Source organism: Nocardia sp. CY41, from assembly GCF_009829325.1.
Taxonomy (GTDB): Bacteria; Actinomycetota; Actinomycetes; order Mycobacteriales; family Mycobacteriaceae; genus Nocardia.
This window is the reverse complement of sequence record NZ_VUOS01000012.1, coordinates 83,558-102,159: the sequence shown is the minus strand read 5'-3', so window position 1 is coordinate 102,159 and position 18,602 is coordinate 83,558. Positions and strand designations below refer to the sequence as shown.

Sequence of the window (18,602 nt, the reverse complement as noted above, 5' to 3'; positions counted from 1 at the left end):
TCTGCGCCGCACGTCAGTTCACGGCTTCCTGGATCCGGCGCAGCACCTGAGCCGGGTCCGCGCCCTGCCCGATGGTGCCCATCTGCTGACGAATGGCGCCCTGCGCCGCAGCCCATTTCGGGTTGTTGCTCGGGTAGAACCGCGCTACCGGCAGCGTGGCGGCGAACGCCTTGGTCACCGGGTCCTCGGCGAGCGCGGCGGCGGCGCTCTGGGTGATCGGGATGAACCCCTCGTGCTTGACGAAGTCGGCGTACACCGCGGCCGAGTAGAAGAAGTCGAGGAACTTCTTGATCGACTCGGCCTTCGCGCCGTCCTTCTTGAACGCCATCAGGTGATCGGCCACCCCGAGCGTGACCGGCGATCCGGACTTCGTCGGCGAGGGCGCCGTCGCGTACCGCAGGCCCGGGTTCTTCGCCAGGATCTGGCCGATGGTGGGCGGCAGCGCTTCGATCATGCCGATCTTGCCCTGGATGAACGCGTTGATCACGTCTTTGCGGTCGGTCGCGCCCGGGTTGGGCTGAGTGGCACCGGCATCGATGAGCTCGCGCATTGCGCGCACCCCCTCCAAATTCGCGGGGGTGTCCACGGTGATCCGGTCGCCGTCGGCCCAGGAGCCGCCCGCGCCGAAAGTCCAGATGGAGGTTTCGCCCTGCGCCTCCTCGCTGCCCAGCGGCAGCCCGTACCCGGAGACGCCGCCGCCGAGCGCCTGGATCCTCTTCGCCGCGTCGGTCAGCTCGACCCATGTCTTCGGCGGCCGGGCGATACCCGCCTTCTCGAACAGTTCGGCGTTGTAGAACAAGGTGCGGGTGGAGGCGAACAACGGCAGCGCGTATTGCGTGCCGTTCAACGCCGCGTTCTGCGCGAAAGCGGGCTGGATGTCGGCCAGCACCGGCGCGGAGACGATGTCGGTGGCCGGGTAGAGCAGGCCGTCGCTCGCGAAACTGGCGTAGGCGTCGATGTTGAGCAGGTCCGGGGTGGTCGACGGCGACTGGAGCTTGGTGCGCACCACGTCGTTGATCGAATTCCAGGACTCCATCTGCACGTTGACGGTGATGCCCGGGTTCTGCTTCTGGAATTCGGCGACGATCCCGTCCCACAGCGCCTTGGTGCCCGTGGCTCCGTCGCTGTAGGCGGGGGCGAGGAAGTTGATCGTGGTGGCGGAGTCCGCGGCGGTCTTCGAACCGAACCCGCAGGACGAGAGGGCCAGCGCGACGCCGGTGACCATCGCGACTCCGGCAAGCACGCGGTGAAACGGTCTTTTCACGAGCAGAACCTTTCAGATTTACCCACCCGGCGCCAGCGGAGCCGCCGATGATGGGAGGACGCACCGTCCGTGCACCTCAATGTAATCCGAATTGTGATCAAATGTGACCGATTTGATCGTTTATTTGACATAAACGATCATCGGGATGAAGCTGTTCAGGTGCCTACGCCTGAGCCGCATCTGGCCACCGAAGTGGCGACCCAGCCGGACGACTGGACGCGCGCCGCGACCATCGCCGCCGATCACCACGCCGCGCTGCCGAGGCCGGGTGAGCGTGTCGCCGTGATCGGCTGCGGCACTTCGTATTTCATGGCATGCGCGATCGCGGCATTGCGGGAGGGCGCGGGCCGGGGGATCACCGACGCCTGGCCCGCCAGCGCCGTGCGCGCTCGCGACTACGACCGCTACCTGGTGATCTGCCGTTCGGGCACGACCACCGAGGTGGTGCGCGCCATGCGGGACATCCCCGCGCACATCCCGCGCGCGGTGATCTGCTCCAGTCCCGGCACGCCCGTCCTCGAACTGGGCGACCCGATTCTCATCGACCAGGTCGACGAGCGATCGGTGGTGCAGACCCGGTTCGCCACCACCACCCTCGCCATCCTGCGCAGCCATCAGGGTGAGGACCTCGCGCCGGTGATCGCCCAGGCGCGTGCGGTCCTCGCCGAGGATCCCGCCGAATCACTGGGGTCGGTCCGCGCTGCGGAGCAGATCAGTTTCGTGGGCATGGGATTCGCGGCGGCCATCGCCGACGAGGCGGCGCTCAAGCTGCGCGAATCCTGTCAGTCCTGGACGGAGGCGTATCCGGCGACCGAGTACCGCCACGGCCCGATCACCATCTCCGCACCGGGCCGCGCGGTCTGGGCCTTCGGACCCCTGGAGCCGGACTTCGCCGCCGACGTGACCGCCACCGGTGCGCACCTGGAACACCGCGACATCGATCCGATGGCCGACTTGATCCGGGTGCACCGGCTCTGCCTGCTGCGTTCCGCCGACCTGGGACTGGACCCGGACCACCCGCGCGGCCTGAATCGCTCGGTGGTGCTGAAGTCTTGACCGAGGGGGCGCGATGAGAACCGGGTCGATGGCCGCGCAGACCTCGGGCGTGCCGCCGCGAAACCCGGTCCGCCGCCGCCCCGCACCGAAGAAGGAGACTTCCGGCATCGGCAGGCGATCCCAGCCGCCGACCGCGCCCAGCGGTGCGCCACCGCGCGTCATCGAGCGGAGCCCACACGCGATGACGCCGCGGGCGGATACCGCCTCGAAGCCGGACGACATGGTCGCGCCCGCGATCCCGCCACCCGCTGTGCGCCGGCGGGGGTTCGAATCCGCATCGGCTACGGCCCGGGTCCCGCACTGCGCCACGACAACTCCGCAAGCCACGGATGCCTCAACGCAGCGGTCACTCCGACGTAGTGGGCCGGTACCGGGGGCGCGGCGCCCACAGCGGGGCGCGGCATCCTCGCAGACCACACACGCACCGGCGAAGGAGCCGTCGAGAACTACTGTGCCGGGAATGGGTATCGAAGAGTCGCGGACGCCACCGCGCTCCGCCTCCGAACCGAGCACCGCCGGGCCCGGCTGGGCGGGCCGCGACGACCGGCAGAGCGCGCGCCGAGTTTCGACCCGGCAGCCCGCGGCCGCGCTCGGCCGAGCGGCGGATACCGCGGCGCTGCCGAGCGACGCCTTGGTGCTCGGCGTGGACGTCGGCGGTACCACTATCAAAGGAGAGGTCACCGACGGCGCGGGCACGGCGCTGGCCGTGGGCACCGTCGCCACGCCCCAGGGCACCGCCGCCTTCGATGCCATGGGCGAACTAGGCGATCGGTTGCTGGCCGGCCTGCCGGAATCCGACCGCCGCCGGGTACGCCGGGCGGCCGTGGTGCTGCCCGGCATCGTCGACACCGTCCGATCGGTCGCGGTGTTCAGCAGCAATGTCGGCTGGCGGGACGTGCACGTGGGCGACCGCTTCACCGAGCGCTGGGGCGTGCCGACGTTGATCGAGCACGATGTGGCCGTGGCCGGTTGGGCGGAATGGCGATACGGCGCCGGGCGGGGCTACGACAACGTGTGCGTCGTCGTTCTCGGCACCGGCATCTCGGGAACGCTGTCGGTCGGCGGACGATTGGTCCGCAGCAGCTACGGGCAGGTCGGCGAATACGGACACGTGCCGGTGCGGCGTGTGGGCGGATTGCCCTGCCCCTGCGGCAATACCGGTTGCGTCGAGACGGTCGCCTCGGGCGCGGCCATCGCACGGGCCTACACGCGGCGTACCGGGCGCGTGATGAGCGGCGCCGCAGAGGTATTCGCGCTCGTGGCCACCGATTCCGACGCGGCCGCCGTGGTGGCGGACGCGGTCGACGCGCTCGCCGACGGGCTGGTCGGCATCGTGCACGCGGCCTGCCCCGAACTGGTTGTCCTCGGCGGCGGGCTCGCCGGCGCGGGCGCGGCGCTCACCGAACCACTGCACCGAGCCCTGTCCGACCGCCTCCGCCTGGTCCCCGCGCCCCGTGTGGTGCTGGGTGAGTTCGGCGCTCGCGCCGGACTGGCGGGCGCCGCCCTGTTCGCCCGTCGCGGTGCGTTGACATGACGGGTCGCGCGGACGATACCGCGTCACCTGGGGTCGGCAGATCTACCGCGCCGCGCCGACTTCCAGCGCGATCGCAGGCCATTCGGCTGTTCACTCGATGCCCTCTGACCAGCACAGCCGAATCGCGTCTTCGCGGAGCGCGTCCCGCTCGAACGTCTCGATTGCCCGTCGAGGTGAACCCGGTCCGCGAATCACTGGTCGCGGAGAGTGTCCAGCCGGCGCGTACAACGTTCGACGTGCGGGCGACGACCCCCCGGGTGCGGCGTCACCTTCCTCCGCCGGCCCGCCGTGGCGGAACCGTCGCATACGCAGCTCCGCACCGTCGCGCACGGACCTCACCCAGCACAGCCGAATCGCACGCCTACCGGTGCCGCCCGGCGGACGTCACCCACACCTCGCGGGCTAGGGGGCACTGACATGACCGCACACACCGAGCTGATCATCCGAGGGCGCATCGTCTCGGAGAGCGTCGAACTGGACGACGGGGTGGTGCTGGTATCCGGAGACCGGATCGCGGCCGTGCGGTCGTTCGCGCAATGGCGAGCAGCGCGTCCCGATTTACCTGAGCCGCCATTTTCTGGCACCGTGCTGCCGGGGCTTGTGGACATTCACAATCACGGCGGGTTCGGCTACCGGTTCGATACCGTGCACGGCGCGGACGCACGGGCCGCCGCCCGATCCCACCATGCGCACGGCTCCACCACGGTGGTGGCGAGCGTGGTCACCGGGCCCGCCGCGGAGATGGTGGCGCAGACCGCCACCTTGCGCGAACTCGCCGAAGAAGGCGTGCTCGGCGGAATCCACGTCGAAGGGCCGTTCCTGGCGCAGGCGCGCTGCGGCGCGCAGGACCCGCGCTTCCTGTGCGATCCCGATCTCGGGCTGACCGACCGGCTGCTGGCCGCAGGCGGCGCGCATCTGCGCGCGATGACGCTCGCGCCGGAGCGTCCCGGCTACGCGGCCGTCGCGCGGCGGCTGACCGACAGCGGTGTGGCGGTCGCGCTCGGCCACAGCGACACCGACTATGCCTCTTTCCGGCATGCTCTGCGGCCGCGGGGACCAGGAAGCATCGTGACGCACTTGGCCAACGGCATGCCGCCGCTGCACCACCGGGGCCCGGGCCCCGTCGCCGCGGCGCTGGTGGCCGCGGCGGCAGGAGACGTCGTCGTGGAACTGATCGGCGACGGCGTGCACGTGGATCCGGGCTTCGCCGCGCTGGTTTTCGCGACCGCGCCGGGGCGGGTCGCGCTGGTCACCGATGCCATGCAGGCCGCGGGCCTCGGCGACGGCGAATACCGGCTCGGCCCGCAGCCGGTGACCGTGCGCGACGGGGTGGCGCGCATCGCAGGCGGGTCGATCGCGGGCGGAGTCAGCACCTTGCTGGAGTGCGTCGCGCGTGCCGTGCGCGAATCCGATGTCCCGCTGCGGGACGCGGTGTGCGCCGCGACTGCGGTCCCGGCCGCCGCGGTCGGGCTCACCGACATCGGTGACCTGCGGCCCGGCCGATTCGCCGACATATTGACAGTCAGTGACAATCTCCACTTGCGCGGGGTGCTCAGACGTGGACAGTGGTTGACGTGATCCTCACCGTGTCAATGAATCCCGCGTACGACATGACCTATCGCGTCGAACGCTTCGAACGCGGGCAGGCCCACCGCGTGCGGTCGGTGGAACAGCGCATCGGCGGCAAGGGCATCAACGTGACCCGGGTGCTGAATCAGCTCGGCAAATACGCCAGGGCCACCGGGTTCTCCGACCACGCCTTCGCGGCCGCCGCCGAGCTGGAGATGCCGGTCGACTTCGTGCACGCGCTGCCCTGGGTGCGCCGCACGGTCGTGATCAGCGAGTCCGAGGACGGCACCGCCACCGCGCTGTGGGAGCCGGGCGCTCGCGTCTCCAATCCGCACGCCGCGGAGCAATTGGCCGTCCGGGTGGCGGGCCTGCTGCCCGAGATCGCCGGGTTGGTCATCTCCGGGTCCCTGCCGGGCGGCATCGAGCCCTCGCTGCCCGCCGAGATCGCCCGCACCGCCATCGCCGCCGACGTGCCGACCATCTGCGACGTCGACGGCGAGGCACTGCGCTTGGCGGCGCAGGTGCCGGGCATCGTGCTCACCCCGAACAACGCGGAGTTGCGCCGCCTCACCGGCACACAGCCGCAGACCGACGACGAGATCCGGGCCGCCGTGCAGCCGCTGATCGACAACGGGGTGCGCGCGGTGATCGCGACCCGCGGCCCCGAGGGTATCGCCGCGGTGACCGCCGACGGCGCGTGGTCGGCGGCGCTGGCCGAACCGCTCGCCGGGAATCCCACCGGCGCGGGCGATGCCGCGGTGGCGGCCGTGATCGCGACCCTCTCGTCGGAACCGCACCCGGACTGGCCCGCCCTGCTGGCCGACGCCGTGGCCACCTCCGCGGCCGCCGTCGTCATCCCGGTGGCCGGTGAGATCGACCGCTGCCTGCGCACCCGCCTCGCCCCGACCGTCCGAGTCCGCCAACTGGACTTACCCACACCGCAGCAGGCTTCCCCATGACCGCCGCGCCGGTAGCGCGCCGATCGGCCGTGGACTCGACGATCCGACCTGCTCACCGGCGTGCTGTGCCGGCGGGCGGTTTCCTGACCCGCTCGAACCTCGCCCTTCCGCAGGACTGCGTCGGAGCGCCCCGAGGGTCGCAAGTACGCCGTTCGCTCTACCGAAAGCACACACTATGCCGCTGACCTCGATACCCGACCTGATCGCCGCGGCCCAACCGGGCGGGCTGGGCGCGTTCAACGTGATCGCCCTCGAGCACGCCGAGGCGATCGCGGCCGCCGCGGAATCGGCGAAGCGGCCTGTGGTGCTGCAACTTTCGGAGAACACGGCGCGCTATCACGGCGGCCTCGCCCCGCTCGCGCTCGCCTGCCTGCGCATCGCCGCCGACAGCGACGCCGCCATCGCGGTCCATCTCGACCACGCCACCAGCACCGAATTCATCCACCAGGCAATTGATCTCGGCATCCGATCGGTCATGTACGACGGCTCCGCCCTCGACTACGCCGACAACGTCGCCGCGACCACCGCGATCACCGCGTGGTGCCACCAACGCGGTGTGCACATCGAAGCCGAACTCGGGGAGGTGGGCGGCAAGGACGGCGTCCACGCGCCCGGCGCGCGCACCGATCCGGACGAGGCGGTCGAATTCGTGAACGCCACCGGTGTCGACGCGCTCGCGGTCGCCGTCGGCTCGTCGCACGCCATGCACACGCGCACCGCCGAACTCGACAACGACCTGATCGCCCATCTGGCCGCGAAAGTTCCCGTCCCCTTGGTGCTGCACGGCTCCTCCGGCGTCCCCGACCACGGCCTGCGCGGCGCCGTCGAACACGGTATGACGAAAATCAACATCGCCACCCGCCTCAACATCCGGATGACGGCCGCCATCCGCGAGCACCTCACGCAGGACCCCGACCTCGCCGACCCGCGCGAGTACCTCGCCCCCGCCCGCACCGCCATCCGGTCGGAAGTCGAACACTTCCTCCGCCTACTCGCCGTTTGACCCGCACGACAACGCGCCCGAATGATTGGCTGGCGAGATGATCATTCGACACGTCACGGTCGACTGTTCCGACCCCTTCGCCCTCGCCTCGTTCTGGAGCGCCTTCACCGGATGGCCGGTAGCGGACGGAAACGGACCCGACGACGACTGGGTCGTCCTGGAGGCGCCAGAAGGAACACCGGGACTCCTCTTCATCCGGGTACCGGAGACGAAGGTGGTGAAAAACCGCGTCCACCTGGACTGGATGCCCACCACCCGCCCCCGCGACGAAGAAGTCGACCGCGCCCGCACCCTCGGCGCAACCCTCTACGAAGACCACCGAACCCCCGACGGCCTCGGCTGGGCCACCCTCCGCGACCCCGAAGGCAACGAATTCTGCATCGAACACCTCCCCGAACCGCCACGAGTGGCATAACAATGAAAGGTTCCCTCGCCGGCTACACCCGCACCAGCGAGTGGCGGCGTAGACCACCAGCTCCGGTGCGGTGCGGTATTTCACCGTCGCCACCATCCGAATCGAGGACATCTGATCCACCCCTGATCTCAGTACGCAGGGCAGCCCTGGAACACGAAAAACGATCGTGCTGCGCACACCGACCTTCGGCATCAGCATCAGTGAGCGGTCTGTTCGATCAGGATCAGTTCGCGGCTCAGACCTCGCCGCGCGGTGATGGCACGGGAGATTCACCCATATCGGGGGAAGTACGTCTCGCTCGGCTGCTCATACGCTGCACTGTGCGAACAGAAGAGCGCTGTGGGCCGTAGGCCGTTCACCGCTCTCGGTGACTAGGCATGTGCGGCCGCGCAAGTCCTCAGATAGGTCTGACCGGCAGCCTGACGGCTGGGAAGGGGAGATGACATGGGTCAAGATTTCAGTGTCAACATCACCGCTGCTCCGACGGTGAGCGGGAGTTTGGCTCAGGCGTTCGGCAGTACGTCGCACACCATCACCGATCAGGAAGTAAGCGCGTTCGGGCTGACCAGTTCGAACATGAGGCAGAGCTTCGCGAAGGTCATGGGCAGTGGGTCGTACCTGCCCGACTACGTCTGGCTGCGTGCCCCCACCCCGCCGGAGGGGAACAAGTACAACGACTTCCATTGGGACGAGGTCAGCACCACCCTCGAGGCGGTCGATGCGCAGGTCATCAGTGTCAACAGCAAACCTGTGATCGCGCACCATGTCACGTGGACGAACAACCTCGACCACTCTGTTCACTACCACGCGGATATGTCGATCAGTAAGACGGTCTCCACCAGCCAGAGCTGGTCGCAGAGCCAATCCGTCTCGGTCAACCAGAAGATCACCTACGGAATCAAATTCGCCGATATCGGGGGCAGCATCGGCGGAGAAACAGGTTTCACGTATACGAACAACTGGGGCGAGACTCGAGGACAAGAACAGAGTGTCACGGTCGGTGTCAGCGAAGGCGCCGACGACGACGTACCCGCGCACTCGGCAGAGACCGCGTATCTCTTCGCCAACCTCGGATCGCTGACAGCCCGCGTGACCTACAGGGCCACCCTGACCGGGACGGTCTGCGGCTGCTACGAGCACAAGTACAACGGTCACTGGTTCTGGGGCATCGACCCGAACGCCTTGCTGGACAACGCTGGGCTGGCCACGTCCGTGCTGATCACGCAAGACGTCAATGTCGATTTCTACAGCGACGCAAACGTCGAAGTCGACCCCGGACCTTTCGACCCGAACAAGCAACCCAGCCAGAAGACAACAATGCACTTCTCCCGGGTACGCCCAGGAGCCGGCGAACCGAAATCAGCCCTGGCTGCCGCTGGAGCTGGATCCACCAGTCGGTGACCGCGGACTGAGGACAACTACGCACAAGCGGCCCGCTCGGCATCTTCCTCGCCGGGCGGGTCTGCGAGTGTCTCCGCTGTCTGTCGGTCTCCCGCGATGTTGAAGCATCGATCGGTTTCGACATCGCAAGCGGTTGCTACCGGACGAAGCGGCTCGCCGGGACGTTAGTTGAGGTGGACGGTCAGGTTGGTGCTCGTGTCAGAGACGACCTTGACGTGGATATAGCCACGGGCTGCTTTGTAGCTGCCGGTATTCCGGCAACACCATGCCCTTCGGCGAGCTCGAAATGTTCGTGAAGCAGGCACTCACCGACGGCGGCCACCGCTAGCGGCCACGACCCCGCCACCGCGGGACGCCCGAAAACGGCACGAACCCTCTTCTGAGACGCGCTACTCAAACCAGTCCAGGACTACCAATCAGAAGGCGAGATGAACCGGCCGCACAGCGTCAGAATGACGCGGTCGGCACCTTATTCCGGCACCCTCCGCATCGTCTCCCGGTGTGGCGCTGGGCCGTACCCCAGACGCACGCTCTGATCAGGCCTCATCTGCGGTCCGAGGCGGAGCCGGAGTGCGAACGGGTTTCCGAACATTCGCGCCTGCGGGTACGTCGCGCCGGTCAGTGGTGCATTGGCTCTCGGTAGACGGTCGTTTTCCGAACGCCGCACGAGGCGAATCTGCACCAGCCAGGCCGGGGTGGTCAGTCGGATCGGATGTTCGCGCGCTGCCACGCCTCCGTAATCGCGGCGGGAAGGCGCCCTCTGTCGGGTAGGTCGTATCCATTGGCGCGAGCCCACGCACGAATGACGTGGGAATCCACGGCCCGTGCTGCGCCGGAACCGAGATCAGTGGAGTCCGAACCCGGCAGCTGCTGCTCGAAATCACGGGAGAAGCTGACACCGTCATCGAGGAGCCCGTCGGGGAATAGTGGCACCTCGATCCGATCGCTGAAGCTCGCAGCGAGGAACGCAACCAAGCTGCCATCGAAGATGTACCAGCGCGGCCCGCGGGCTTCGTTGATGGCTATACGCCAGTCGTCGGGATCGTCCGCGGGTTCGGTGACCCAGAAGAGATATTCGCCGTTGTCGGTCACCCCGCAGGCAAACAAGCTGTCCGGTGCGTGCGGTACTGGAGAACGACCAGCATCACGATCTTCGCGTAGTTGCCGGCGCAGAGTTGCTGGCATCGGGCCGAGGAGATCGACCCACTCGGTTGGGCCGTGCGGGTGATAGACCCTCAAGTACTCGCAAAAATTACCGGGGCCGTACACCGTGGCGAGCTGCTTGTAGTCGGCCGGCAACTTGACACCCACGGCGCTTTCGACGGCGTCCCAGTCCACTGGGACCGGCTCGGCGGGCGGTGGACAAATCCGCAGCAGGTCCGCGATTGCAGTCATAACGGTGCGACCTTACGGCCAAGGCTCGCTCGGCCGTGCTGATCAGCTCGCCATCGACGCCCAGTGGTGTCGGTGCCTGATGAAAAGATGCCGGTGACCAGGCAGTGCGCGACAACTCGGAGCCTTGACCGAGTGTCGGCCATGTCTTTTCCCTCCGGGCCGCGAGCGGTAGGTACGGCCGCAGCCTGACGCGAGGCACCGACACCTGCGCACCGAACTCGCGTCATCGCGCACCAGTAAGGCCGCTCGCTTGAACGAACCGCACCGCTCGCTTGCCCTGTCCGTTCCACGGCAACCTTGCGGACCGACGAGGCGCTGGCCAGCGATCCGCAACGTCGTAGACGTTGCTCCAGGCTCGGCTTGTTCGGATCTAGTCTGCGGATTGTGGGCTTCGGCTCCCGTCGAGGGAGGTGTCCAGGACTTCGGTCACATGAAAGTAGCCGACCTCGCGCGCGCCTTCCGTGATGACGACAACGGTGCCGGCTTGAACAGCGTGTGCGCCCGTGTTGCCTACCACCAGCCATCCTGCGGTCGCAGGCGAGCGCCAAGCCGAACGATCGTGCACTCGGGTTGCCATGCTCGAGCACCCCCACATTCTGTCGTCACAAGCAGAACCCACGCACTGGCGACCACGCCTCCAACGAAAGAAGTTGTTCCCGACCTTGGCGGTCCTCGAGGATGGCGGTCATGACCAGCGAGCCGCTCCAAATGTCCTTCGCCGAGGCTGTCGATGGATCGCTTCGCATCGACGGGGACACTCTTCCCGGTGGAGCTGTGTGCCGGATGTAGTCAAGCCGAGAGTCGGCTGGGAGATGCGTCAGCCGAGGTCGGTGGTGCGGAGCGCCGTGGTGAATGTTTCCCACTCGGTCGGCGTGAACGCCAGCGTGGGTGACGCGTCCGGTGCCCCTGGAAACCTGCTGTCGCGAACCAGGACTCGACCGCCGTCGAAGCAAACCTCTACGCAGGTCTGGCTGTCATTGGAATAAGAGGATTTGAACCAACCGGTACTGCTCACCCGATCGACTGTAATTCAGCGGCGGTCGCCCGGATGAGCGCTAGGGACTCCTCTCGGGGCAGTGCGGTTGATTGTGCCCGCTCGAAGACGAAACCCAAGTCGCGCACTTTGGTTTCCTTTCGGCTCTCGTCGTCGACGATGATCTGGCCGAATACCGCCGACTCCTGCCACGCGAGCGTCGGCAACCGCGGGCTGGCGAAGTCCAGTAGATGGTAGGTGGAGCTTGCTGCCACGGCGTCTGCGGCGGTGAACGGAATAATTCGCAATTCGATACTCTCGGAACGCGACTCGAGGACGCCTGCCAGGTGGATCAGTTGACGCCGCAGTACACCCGGGCCGCCGATCTGCTGCCGGAGCGCTGCTTCGCCGACAACCGCCTGTAGTGAAACAGGAGTCTCGCCCGTCAGCCGTCGCTGCCGATGCAGTCTCGCTTCGACACGCTGATCGACTTCGATCGCCCGGACCGTCGCCCCTGCCGAAAGCATCAGGGCCCGAATGTATTCCTCACCTTGTAGCAGGCCAGGCATCATGAGGCCCTCATAGGTCCGGATCGATTCGGCACCCCACTCCATCCCGTAGTAGCGAAGGATGTCGTCCCCGAACAGGGCCGAGTAACGGCTCCACCAGCCGCGTCCTCGTGCGGTTTCCCGCAGCGTCAACAGTTCCCGCTGTTCATCGGCATCGATCTCGAGGATGTCCAGCAACCGTTCCAGCTTGTCCTTCGGGAGCAAGTTGCGCTCGTTCTCGATATGCGACCAGTACGCGGCCGAGACATCCAACGCTCTGGTGATCGACGCGGCGCCGATGCCCAACTCCAGCCGTCGCTGCCGAAGCCGAAGCGCGAGTTCCCAACGCGCAACCGCAGGTGACAGCGCCATGTCAGCACGATACAGGCGGTGATGCCGTGCAATCACTTCCGTAAAGTGACTTGTATAGTTTACGATTCGAGTGTTGCGCATCACAGCGGGGGCTCTGCACGACTCCCCGCTCGGCGGGAATGAGGGGGTTCCGATGTCTGTGCACGTCGTCGACCGGACATGGATCGTCAGTGATCAGACGCCACATCAGGCGCGGCGGGTCAGTGACGACGCGTGGGTCGTGTCCTATCTGCGTGGCCGGATGGTGACTACGGAGCAGGCGACGGCGGCAATCCAAGCGGCGGAGATGGTTTCGCTGACGGAGGAGTTGGCCCGCCGTGTCGGGCTCACGGTGCTGGAAACCGTCGGGCTCGTCGTCCTCGAATCACCATGGGAAACCGAGCCGTCGCGCACTCGGTACCGATTGCCGCGTCCGGGCGGGCGGCATCGTCGATGATCCTTCGCGTCTCGCGTGACGCCCGGCGCGACCATTCGATCCAGGGGGTTATCGCAGTGGAACCACTGCCGACCAAAGAGCTCGTCTTGCAAGCCTGCCGCACCGCGCCGCGTCGCGCGCACCCGATCCTGGAATCCGCTCACCTACTCGCGGGCTTGCACGGGCGCCGGCTGCGTCGCGACCTGGGTGGCACGAACGACATCGACCAGCACCGCGCCCGCCTCGTGCTCGCCATCGATCGCTGGGTCGCCACCGAGGCGCCGCCGCCCCACGGCGGCGCGCACATGCACACCGAAACCGTGGGGATGGTGGTCGACCGGCTCGCCCAGTTCTTCGCCTGCGCGCACGAAATCCTGTCCGAGGCACCGGAATGGGCGGTACACAACGCCTGGGAGCGCCTCGCCGAACTGGCGCTCGGCTACGAGGATCTCGCCTACGAAGTCGCGGCGGGCGTCCGTCGCCTGCCCTACCTCAGCGGCCCGCGCGAACAGACCTGACTCAGGCCGGATCCGGGTCCGGCCAGGCGTTGGCCTCGACCCGGGCGCGCACCCGGGCCACGTCGGCTTCTGACGGCATGTCGTTGGTGATCTTGGTGATCATCACCTGGATGTCGGTCTGGTCGATGTCCGCGCCGCCGGAGCCGGTCAGCTCGGCGGCGATCCGGGCCACTTCTTCGTCGGACAGGCGGCGGCGCAGCAGAGCGAGCAGCGGGATGTAGTCGGCCTCCGGCACGCCGTCGGGGTATCCAACCCGCAGCCAGCCGATGATCGCGGTGAGGAAGGGGGGCATCGGCGGCGGCTCGGTCAGTCGGAATCGGCGGGTGGATCGGCCAGCGGCCACCCCCCCGCGGCCAGGTGGGAGGCGACGCGGGCGACATCGCCCTCGTCCGGTTGTTCCTTGGCGACCCGGGCGATGGCCTCCTCGATCTCGGCGTGCGTGATCTGGCTGGACGGATTGGAGGCGACCAGTTCCTCGGCGATCGCCACCACCTCGTAATCGGTGAGGTGCCGGTGCAGCACGGCGAACAGGGCCACGTAATCCGACTGCGGAACGCCCTGCGGATAGCCCGCGCGCAGCCAGCCCACGACTTTGCCGAGCAACTTCGGCCGGACCGGGACCGGTTTCACTGGATCCGTCACGCTGGCACTCCTCACGCCTGGCCGAACAAATGGATGCCGAATCTGGCGGCTATGAACGCTTTCGCGGTGTACAGGATTCCGCCGATGATCGCCACCACGACCAGCACGAAGCATGCCAGCGCGACCGCGAGCGCGGGATAGTTGCGCCGCACCGTGCCCGTACCCGCGTCGGTCGTCACGGTCATCGACCAGAACCGCACGCCGACCGCGAAGATCATCGGCAGACCCGCGCCGAGCACCAGCCCGGCCAGGGTGACTTTCCACAGCGCGTTCGCATTCGTGACGAGAGTGTGCACGCTGATCCTCCTACACCTGCGATCGGTTCGAGTTCGCCGGCATGTCCGGCGCGACCGTGGGCGGCTCGGTCCCCTCGCCCGGCCACTCGTTGACATTGCCGGTGTGCACCGGGTCGCGCCGCGACCGCAGGTACATCAGCGCCGAGAGCCCGATCAGGATGCCGAAGACCACGAGCACACCGGCCAGCCCGCCGATGAGATGTGCGATGGCCCAGCAGATCGCCCCGGCCACGGCGGCCAGCGGCAGCGTGAGCAACCACGCGACCACCATCCGCCCCATCACGGCCCAGCGCACCTCGGCTCCCTTGCCCAGGCCCGTGCCCAGGATGGAGCCGGTCGCGGTCTGCGTGGTGGACAGCGGCAACCCGAAGTGCGCCGAGGTGAGGATGATCGCGGCCGAGGCGGATTCCGCCGCGAGTCCCTGCGGCGAGTCGATCTCGACCAAGCCCTTGCCCAGCGTGCGAATGATCCGCCAGCCGCCGAGGTAGGTGCCCGCCGCGATGGCCAGCGCGCACGCGGCCATCACCCACAGCGGCAGGTCGTCGTCCTTGGTGAGCGTACCGTGCGCCACCAGCGCGAGGAAGATCACGCCCATCGTCTTCTGGGCGTCGTTCGTGCCGTGCGCCAGCGAGACCAGCGAGGCGGAGCCGATCTGCCCCCAGCGGAAGCCTTCGGTGACCTTCTCCTCCTCGGCGGCGCGCGTGATCCGGTACACCAGCCAGGTGCCGATCGCCGAGACCAGCGCGGCGACGACGGGTGCGAGCACCGCGGGCAGGACGATCTTGGTGAGCACGCCGTCGGCCCCGGACGCCCAGATCACCCCGCTCCAGCCGAGCGCGGCCAGCGTCGCCCCGATCAGACCGCCGAACAGCGCGTGCGACGAACTCGACGGCAGCCCGAACAGCCAGGTGAGCAGGTTCCACAGGATCCCGCCGACCAGACCGGCGAACACGATGACGATCAGGTCCTGGCCGCCGACCGCATCCAGCCGCACGATGCCCTTCGCCACGGTGGCGGCCACCGCCACCGACAGGAACGCGCCGACGAGGTTCAGCGCCGCCGAGAGCGCGACCGCCACCCTCGGCCGCAGCGCGCCGGTGGCGATCGAGGTCGCCATCGCGTTGGCGGTGTCGTGGAAACCGTTCGTGAAATCGAAGGCGAGTGCTGTGACGATGACGATCAGCAGAACCAGTAATTCGACGGTCACGCCTCCAGTGTGCTGCACCGCCGAACGCGATGGCCATGCCGGTTACCGGAAGTTCGTCCGGCACGGATGGGCTAGTCTGGTTCGCCCAGTTCAGCCGGTTCGGGTGCAGTTCGGGCCGACCGGCAGGCCGGCGAAGCGATCGTCGATCCACGAGTTCGCGCCCGGGATGCCGCTGAGGCCGACCATGAAGTGTTCGCCGAGATAGACCTGGAAGTCCACCGGCGTCCCGGCGCCGCACCAGTCCGCGTAGAGCTTCTCCGCCCCCGTGAGCGGCACCCACGGGTCGTGCGTGCCGTGATAGAGGAACACCGGCACCGTCGGCGCGCTCGCGCCCAACCGATTGGCGGCCAGGATCTCCCTGACCATCGGCAGCTCGGTGGGCGCGGCGGCATGGGTGAGCGCCTGCACCGGAATCGGCGCCACGACACCGCCGAACTCCTCCGCGACCATGCACAGGTCCTTGCCGATCTGGGCCAGTCGCCAGCCGTCGTCGTTCATCAGATCGAGCAGCTCCGGGTATTCCCGCGCCAGGCCGAGCGTCGCGGCGAGGAAAACACCGGATGCGGCGTTGCGGCCGTTCATGGTGGACAGCAGCAGGTCGAAGTCGGCGGGGACACCGCCGAACGCCGCGCCGACCAAATTGAGCTCCGGCGCGTACCGCGGGGCAAGTTGAGCGGCCCACCCGCTCGCGATGGCTCCGCCGGAGTAGCCGGTGACCACGGTCGGAGCATCCGGTCGCAACCCGAACTCCGGCGTGTTCACCACGGCCCGGATCGAGTCGAGCACGGCGTGCCCGGCCATCAACCCTGCCGCGTAGGCCTGCCGCGGGCCCTGATGGTCCGGCACGAGCACGGCGTAGCCCTTGGACAGCGGAATCTGGGCGGCCCACAACTCGGCCCACAACTCGTTCCTGAGCTCGTACGACGGCGCGCAGCGATGCCCGAGCGAGTCGATCGCGGCATTCAGCGACAGCACCGGCCGCGGTCCCGGCCCGGGCCACGGCGCTCGAGGCACGAGCAACGTCGCCACCACGGGCACCGGACGATCCTTCGAATCGGTGGACCGGATCAGCAGTTCGGTCGACTGCAACGGCAACAGGGTCAGGCCGGTACCACCTCGGCGGGACGCCAGGATCGTTCCCGGCGGCAGACTTTCGAACCCCGGCGGCGGCGTGTAGAACGCATCCCCCAGTGGCGTGGGCAGGATGCCGGAATATTCCCGAGAAGGGGTGAGGAACTGTTCGATCGGATTCGCTTGCGCGGGCGTGCCGACCGCACTCACCGCCACGGCGCCCAGCAGCGCCACGACGAGCCGGACATACCGCCGGCACCGCAGAATTCGCATCATCCCACCCACCCGCCGATTCCTTGTCCGGAAGTACGAACCGGCCGGACCACTGCATTGTGGCGGCCATCCGGAACCTTGCGCTGCCCATACTTACAGTGGCTCGACGTGCTCGGCACGCCGACACGCGCCCGCCGCGGGAGCGTGCGTGCTTCACATCACGGCAGCAGCGCGCGAACGGTATCGATGGTGTCCGCGTCGGCCGGTTCTTTGTCCGGGCGATACCGGACCACACGGGCGAACCGCAATGCGACACCGCCGGGATAGCGTGGGCTGACCTGCACGCCGTCCAGGGCGATCTCGACCACGAGTTCCGGCCACAGATACACCGTGTGCTGATCGCGCGAGCGCTCGTGGCGCGGGAATTCGGTGGTCTGCCACTGCAACAGCGCGTCGGTGAGTCCTTTGAACGTCTTGCCCACCATGACCGGCTCGCCGGTCTCCGGGTCACGCGCGCCGAGGTGCAGGTTCGACAAGTAGCCCGTGCGGCGGCCGTAACCCCACTCCGCGCCGAGCACGATCAGGTCGAGGGTGTGCGTCGGCTTGATCTTCTGCCAGGCCCGGCCCCGCCTGCCCGCCGCGTACGGCGCGGTCAACGACTTGATCATGACGCCCTCGTGGCCCGCGGCCAGCGCGGCGTCGAAGTACTCCGCGGCCGCCTCGGCATCCGGGCGCAGCAGGGCGGGGATGGTGTGCTCGCCCGCCACCCGCGTCAGCGCGGCGCGCCGCTCGGACAGCGGAGCGTCGAGCAGGTCCCGGCCGTCCAGGTGCAGGCAGTCGAAGAAGTACGGGTGCAGCAGCAACTCCCGGGTGGAGCTCACCTCGGCGAAGCGGCTCATGGTCTCCTGGAACGGACGCGGCCGCCCGGCATCGGTGAGCGCCAGCGTCTCCCCGTCCAGCACGACGCTCGAGCAGTCCAGACCCGCGACCAGCTCGACCAGTTCGGGGACACCCTCGGTGATCTCGCGCAGCGTCCTGGTGAAGATCCGCACCCGATCGCCGTCCCGGTGCACTTGGATGCGCGCGCCGTCCAGCTTGTGCTCGACGCTCACCTCGCCCGCGAACTCGGTCATCGCCTCGTCCAGGGTCGCGCCGGGCGAGGCGAGCATGGGCTGGATCGGGCGGCCGACTTCGAGCCGGAATTCTGCCAGCGCGGCGGCGCCGCCGGTCAACGCGGTGACGGCGGTGACCGGTAATCGGCCCGACAGCATGTACGCCCGGCGCACCAGATCGGGCGGCACCTCGGCGGCGACCGCCACGGCCTCGGCGACCACGGCGGTGAGCGCTCCTTGGCGCAGTTCCCCGGTGAGCAGGCGCAGCAGAAAGCCTTGCTCGTCCGCCGTCGCCGCGGACCACAACGCCGCGAGCAACCCCTTGCGCCGGGCGGCGGACCCGGCGCCGGAGGTGCCGGCCAGTTCGGTCAACGCGGCGTGCACCGCCGAGACCGTCAGCGTCGCGACCGGCGCGGGCGGGTGGTCGAGCGTGACGAGCGTGCGCCAGCCCGTGCCGATCCGCCCCTGCGGTAGCTCGCCGGACGCCCAGGCGACGACGGGCGCGAGCTCCTCCGGTGCGGCCGCGGTGAGCAGCCCGGCCAGCGCGGCGATCTTCGTCTTGCGTGACCTGGTCGCGCGCACGGTCTCCGAGGCCACGACGACATCCGAGAACAACACCCTGCCGACGGTAGCCGCCGG

General features: G+C 68.3%; 19 protein-coding genes. 9 read left to right on the top strand and 10 right to left on the bottom strand.

Going from position 1 to position 18,602, the window contains the following annotated elements:
* Positions 1-13: 13 nt before the first annotated feature.
* Entirely contained in the window at positions 14-1,264 is a 1,251-nt protein-coding gene (locus GVY64_RS14155) for an extracellular solute-binding protein (RefSeq protein ID WP_236566823.1), read from the bottom strand.
* Positions 1,265-1,423: 159 nt separating this feature from the next.
* Between GVY64_RS14155 and GVY64_RS14150 the strand changes: the two genes are divergently transcribed.
* From GVY64_RS14150 to GVY64_RS14120, 7 genes are all read left to right on the top strand, one after another.
* Positions 1,424-2,320: an SIS domain-containing protein gene (locus tag GVY64_RS14150; protein WP_159841455.1), complete on the top strand. Its 897-nt coding sequence runs from the start codon at positions 1,424-1,426 to the stop codon at positions 2,318-2,320.
* Positions 2,321-2,780: 460 nt separating this feature from the next.
* Entirely contained in the window at positions 2,781-3,854 is a 1,074-nt protein-coding gene (locus GVY64_RS14145; RefSeq protein ID WP_159841453.1) for an ROK family protein, read from the top strand.
* Between the two features lie 417 nt (positions 3,855-4,271).
* Positions 4,272-5,432 carry an N-acetylglucosamine-6-phosphate deacetylase gene (locus GVY64_RS14140; RefSeq protein WP_159841451.1) on the top strand — a complete coding sequence of 387 codons (1,161 nt, stop codon included), beginning with the start codon at positions 4,272-4,274 and terminating at the stop codon, positions 5,430-5,432.
* Positions 5,420-6,382: a hexose kinase gene (locus tag GVY64_RS14135; protein ID WP_268895624.1), complete on the top strand. Its 963-nt coding sequence runs from the start codon at positions 5,420-5,422 to the stop codon at positions 6,380-6,382. Before GVY64_RS14140 ends, GVY64_RS14135 begins: the two co-directional genes overlap by 13 nt.
* Before the next feature lie 175 nt (positions 6,383-6,557).
* Positions 6,558-7,385: a class II fructose-bisphosphate aldolase gene (locus GVY64_RS14130; RefSeq protein ID WP_159841447.1), complete on the top strand. Its 828-nt coding sequence runs from the start codon at positions 6,558-6,560 to the stop codon at positions 7,383-7,385.
* Between the two features lie 37 nt (positions 7,386-7,422).
* A complete protein-coding gene (locus GVY64_RS14125) occupies positions 7,423-7,800 on the top strand; it encodes a VOC family protein (protein ID WP_159841445.1) in 378 nt (125 codons plus the stop codon).
* A 444-nt stretch (positions 7,801-8,244) separates the two neighbouring features.
* Positions 8,245-9,201, top strand: a complete 957-nt coding sequence (locus GVY64_RS14120; protein WP_159841443.1) for a hypothetical protein — start codon at positions 8,245-8,247, stop codon at positions 9,199-9,201.
* 699 nt (positions 9,202-9,900) lie between these two features.
* Here GVY64_RS14120 and GVY64_RS14115 read toward each other — a convergent pair.
* The 3 genes from GVY64_RS14115 to GVY64_RS14105 form a co-directional block, all read right to left on the bottom strand.
* A complete protein-coding gene (locus tag GVY64_RS14115) occupies positions 9,901-10,596 on the bottom strand; it encodes an Lsr2 family DNA-binding protein (RefSeq protein WP_159841441.1) in 696 nt (231 codons plus the stop codon).
* An 817-nt stretch (positions 10,597-11,413) separates the two neighbouring features.
* The gene (locus tag GVY64_RS14110) at positions 11,414-11,611 is read right to left on the bottom strand and encodes a DUF397 domain-containing protein (RefSeq protein ID WP_236566822.1); all 198 of its coding nucleotides are present in this window, start codon (positions 11,609-11,611) and stop codon (positions 11,414-11,416) included.
* The gene (locus tag GVY64_RS14105; RefSeq protein ID WP_159841439.1) at positions 11,608-12,489 is read right to left on the bottom strand and encodes a DUF5753 domain-containing protein; all 882 of its coding nucleotides are present in this window, start codon (positions 12,487-12,489) and stop codon (positions 11,608-11,610) included. Before GVY64_RS14105 ends, GVY64_RS14110 begins: the two co-directional genes overlap by 4 nt.
* 133 nt (positions 12,490-12,622) lie before the next feature.
* Here GVY64_RS14105 and GVY64_RS14100 point away from each other — a divergent pair, with 133 nt between their 5' ends.
* Together GVY64_RS14100 and GVY64_RS14095 are read left to right on the top strand one after the other, a co-directional pair.
* Positions 12,623-12,925: a hypothetical protein gene (locus tag GVY64_RS14100; RefSeq protein WP_159841437.1), complete on the top strand. Its 303-nt coding sequence runs from the start codon at positions 12,623-12,625 to the stop codon at positions 12,923-12,925.
* 56 nt (positions 12,926-12,981) lie between these two features.
* A complete protein-coding gene (locus GVY64_RS14095; RefSeq protein WP_159841435.1) occupies positions 12,982-13,422 on the top strand; it encodes a DUF4254 domain-containing protein in 441 nt (146 codons plus the stop codon).
* Between the two features lies 1 nt (position 13,423).
* Here the strand turns inward: GVY64_RS14095 and GVY64_RS14090 are convergent, their stop codons facing one another.
* From GVY64_RS14090 to GVY64_RS14065, 6 genes are all read right to left on the bottom strand, one after another.
* The gene (locus GVY64_RS14090; protein WP_159841433.1) at positions 13,424-13,714 is read right to left on the bottom strand and encodes a DUF3349 domain-containing protein; all 291 of its coding nucleotides are present in this window, start codon (positions 13,712-13,714) and stop codon (positions 13,424-13,426) included.
* Between the two features lie 14 nt (positions 13,715-13,728).
* The gene (locus GVY64_RS14085) at positions 13,729-14,064 is read right to left on the bottom strand and encodes a DUF3349 domain-containing protein (protein ID WP_195084210.1); all 336 of its coding nucleotides are present in this window, start codon (positions 14,062-14,064) and stop codon (positions 13,729-13,731) included.
* 11 nt (positions 14,065-14,075) lie between these two features.
* Positions 14,076-14,360: a hypothetical protein gene (locus tag GVY64_RS14080; protein WP_159841429.1), complete on the bottom strand. Its 285-nt coding sequence runs from the start codon at positions 14,358-14,360 to the stop codon at positions 14,076-14,078.
* Positions 14,361-14,370: 10 nt separating this feature from the next.
* A complete protein-coding gene (locus tag GVY64_RS14075) occupies positions 14,371-15,567 on the bottom strand; it encodes an inorganic phosphate transporter (RefSeq protein WP_159841427.1) in 1,197 nt (398 codons plus the stop codon).
* Positions 15,568-15,657: 90 nt separating this feature from the next.
* The gene (locus GVY64_RS14070; protein WP_236566821.1) at positions 15,658-16,914 is read right to left on the bottom strand and encodes a lipase family protein; all 1,257 of its coding nucleotides are present in this window, start codon (positions 16,912-16,914) and stop codon (positions 15,658-15,660) included.
* A 155-nt stretch (positions 16,915-17,069) separates the two neighbouring features.
* Positions 17,070-18,581, bottom strand: coding sequence for an ATP-dependent DNA ligase (locus tag GVY64_RS14065; protein ID WP_159841425.1), 1,512 nt, complete (start codon positions 18,579-18,581; stop codon positions 17,070-17,072).
* Between the last annotated feature and the right edge of the window lie 21 nt (positions 18,582-18,602).